Origin of the sequence: Bartonella sp. CL63NXGY, from assembly GCF_042194905.1 — a bacterium.
Lineage (GTDB): Bacteria > Pseudomonadota > Alphaproteobacteria > Rhizobiales > Rhizobiaceae > Bartonella.
Genome location: NZ_JBHINK010000044.1, coordinates 1 through 2940, shown reverse-complemented (window position 1 = coordinate 2940; position 2940 = coordinate 1). Strand labels below are relative to the sequence as shown.

At 37.6% G+C, this 2940-nt stretch carries 3 protein-coding genes and 1 pseudogene; all 4 read right to left on the bottom strand.

The features are described 5' to 3' along the window. A pseudogene (locus ACFIK0_RS08975) lies at positions 1-1258 on the bottom strand (hypothetical protein); the annotation flags it as partial. A gap of 820 nt (positions 1259-2078) precedes the next feature. Next, positions 2079-2318 carry a YadA-like family protein gene (locus tag ACFIK0_RS08970; RefSeq protein ID WP_375663858.1) on the bottom strand — a complete coding sequence of 80 codons (240 nt, stop codon included), beginning with the start codon at positions 2316-2318 and terminating at the stop codon, positions 2079-2081. Between the two features lie 42 nt (positions 2319-2360). Then, positions 2361-2534, bottom strand: a complete 174-nt coding sequence (locus ACFIK0_RS08965) for a hypothetical protein (protein ID WP_375663857.1) — start codon at positions 2532-2534, stop codon at positions 2361-2363. A gap of 149 nt (positions 2535-2683) precedes the next feature. After that, positions 2684-2940: YadA-like family protein (locus tag ACFIK0_RS08960; RefSeq protein WP_375632011.1), on the bottom strand; the 257-nt coding region annotated here is incomplete at its 5' end.

Sequence of the window (2940 nt, the reverse complement as noted above, 5' to 3'; positions counted from 1 at the left end):
AATTCACCGCATCGGTGCTTTCAGTACCCGTTGCCACTCCAGTTATCTTTTTACCTCCAGCATCAATACCTCCGGTGATTATTTTCGGACCATTGGCAATCACTAAGCCTGTTGCATCTAGGGTATTGCTTCCTGCAGTTACTTTATTGACTGCAATATCCTTGGCTAGATCAAATTTTATATTATTGTCATCTTTGCCTTTGCTAATTTGAAGATTTTCACTTGCCGCTGATAAATCGATCTTGCTCTCTATACCAATAGTTGTAGCATCTGCACCACCAACAGACAGCTGCCAACCTTTATCTACGTAATTTTGTAATGACTTTATCTGCGCAACATTTACTGCATCAGTCAGTTCAGAACCAGCTGCTACCCCTATAATTTGTCGCGTTCCCTTCTCGCTGAGATTACCAACACTCATGGCACCATAAACACTCTTCCATTGAATGTCAGTACCTGTTGCATTCGCTTTCTTATTAGGAGAATAGCCAAAAACACCTTTAGCCCTATCGGCCACAGAATTGTAACCTAGCGCAATACCGCCCGCTTCTTTCACTTCTGCCCATGCACCAACAATGGTGGCAGCAGAAGCGTAGTCTTTCGCGGCGTTGCCAACAATAGTAACACCTTGAAACAGATTATTTTGTGAAAATGTCTTTATGCCGTTACCAATAGCAATAATATTAATGGCATTCGCATTCGGACTGTTTCCTATTTTTATATCATCATTAGCTGCATACGTACTCACCCTCCTTGCTAAACGATTAACGCCAGACAGCAAAATATCATCACTATTATCGTCCTCAACAGGCAGCATCCACCCTTTTTTAACAAATGTTTTTGGCAATTTTCGCACAGCAATATTATCCGCACTCATGCTTTTATCGTTAACCGCTATTCTTGTAAGCTGTGGCGCTTTCTTATCATCAACATTTCCAACTCGCGCAGAACGGCTACCTTCTGTCAAAACATTTACGATAGGACTCTTATCTCTCTTACCAGAAAGGGTTTTGGTTAAAAAATTTGCGTAATCATCAGAAGCATTCAAACTAGCAACAGAGAGAAGGCTTTGTGGATAAGATACACCAGCACTTTTTACACCCTCAAGAAACGTGTTTCTAAAATCAGGATTTGCTGAAAAAACAGGCGTAACATTCGATAAGAATGTAGCCGCTATAGCCAACGAAAGAACTTTAACAAAAGAAAAACGAGAACGTTTTAATTCACTCGCAGCTTGTGGGGCATATAATTTTTTCATAACAAACTCTCCAATGAAAAAACTTAAAAACACCTCCAAAACATAAAAAAGACACATTTTAGCATTATTGATCTCTTTGGAATTCAGAGTAGACGATTATTGCTTAGAGTGTGAACATTTTGAGTCTTTAGTTTTGTTTTGTTTGCGCTCTCTGTATTGAGACCTAAATGTTTGTCTTTTTGATTATGTTTTGTGGACATAAAGATGACACATTTAGAGTCTAGGTTTTTTAGTGTGCTGTTTTTTCTAACTAAAAAGGGGTCTTTATATTTAATATTACATTTTACTTGGTAGTGGTTACTATAAAATCCTTTGTACTAGGTTTTAGTATGTATTTTCCTAATTATAGACTTTATTTTTATTAGAAAGCATGGTTTTGTTAATAATAAGTAAAGTAAAAAGAAATTGTAATATGTCCGGAATATAGTTTTCCTTGGATAACTGGCTTTTTAGTTGGATTTTTTCTTTTTAATATATCATATAATGATATATGCGCGGTCCCGTGATGTACCTTTTATATTTACGCACTACTTTTCCCCCTTTGAATTATTTTATCAAAATGAGTCTTACTAATATACACTCCCATATTGCTATAGGCTGTTCATGAAAATAGCAACATAAAAATATAACTTTTTAGCAATATGGATTCTACTATGATCTTTTTTCAACAAAATATAGAAAAATCTTCTATAAAACCTCACAGTCTATAGCCTCATCAAATATTATGCTTATCTCTAGATAAATACTGTGCGTCTGTAAAACAAAACATCCACCCTTATTTCAATAAATAAGGGTGGATGTTTTGTTTTCGTTGTTCGTATTATTTTATTTTCAGAGTAATTGCACCACCTATGCCCCAATGACCACCAGCACTCGTGGCAGAGAGATTAGAGCGGATTTTTCCGTTTTCAGATGTATAACCAGCACCAAGAGCAAATGCGGATTGTCCACGCCATGTGCCGCTACCAAATGAGACACTCAAAGATCCTGGCTCGTCGAAGTAACGTAGGTTGGATACTGCTAGACCAACGGCAGCTGCTTGCCTTGCCTCTTTCCGTATGCTCTTAATATCATAACTAAACGTTTCAAATTTTATATCGGTTTAGGATTTCGACTCGTTAACACCATTACTCATCGCATTATCCTTGGATTCAGAAAAATATTTATCTACATATTTTTTCGCATCATCAAAAACTGTCTTAATCTGCTGCTCACTGTCATGTAACAACCACCAACCAGCTCCCTCCACGACTTCTGTCAAATTTGCGTAAAACACACCACTCTTTACACCTTTTCTCTTTCTTTATTTTCAACATTAATGCTGGCACTGTTATTTGTGGGAGCCGTTCTTTTAATCGTACAACCCTTTTCGCCCCTGTCTTGTATAGACAGGAGCATTTTTGAAAATAATCGTAGTGAATTTTATTAATTTAGAGTTAAGCTTAATCCTACACCTACACCCCAGCGCCCTCCGGCACTTGTCACAGATAGACTAGAGCGAATATTTCCATCTTCAGATGTATAACCAGCACCAAGAGCAAATGCGGACTGATTGAGCCATATACCACTACCAAGTGCAACACTTAACTTTCCTGGTGCATCATTGTAACGTAAGTTGGACACCGCTAGACCAATAGCAGCAGCTTGTCTTGCTTCTTTCCGAACATCCTGAATAGCATAAT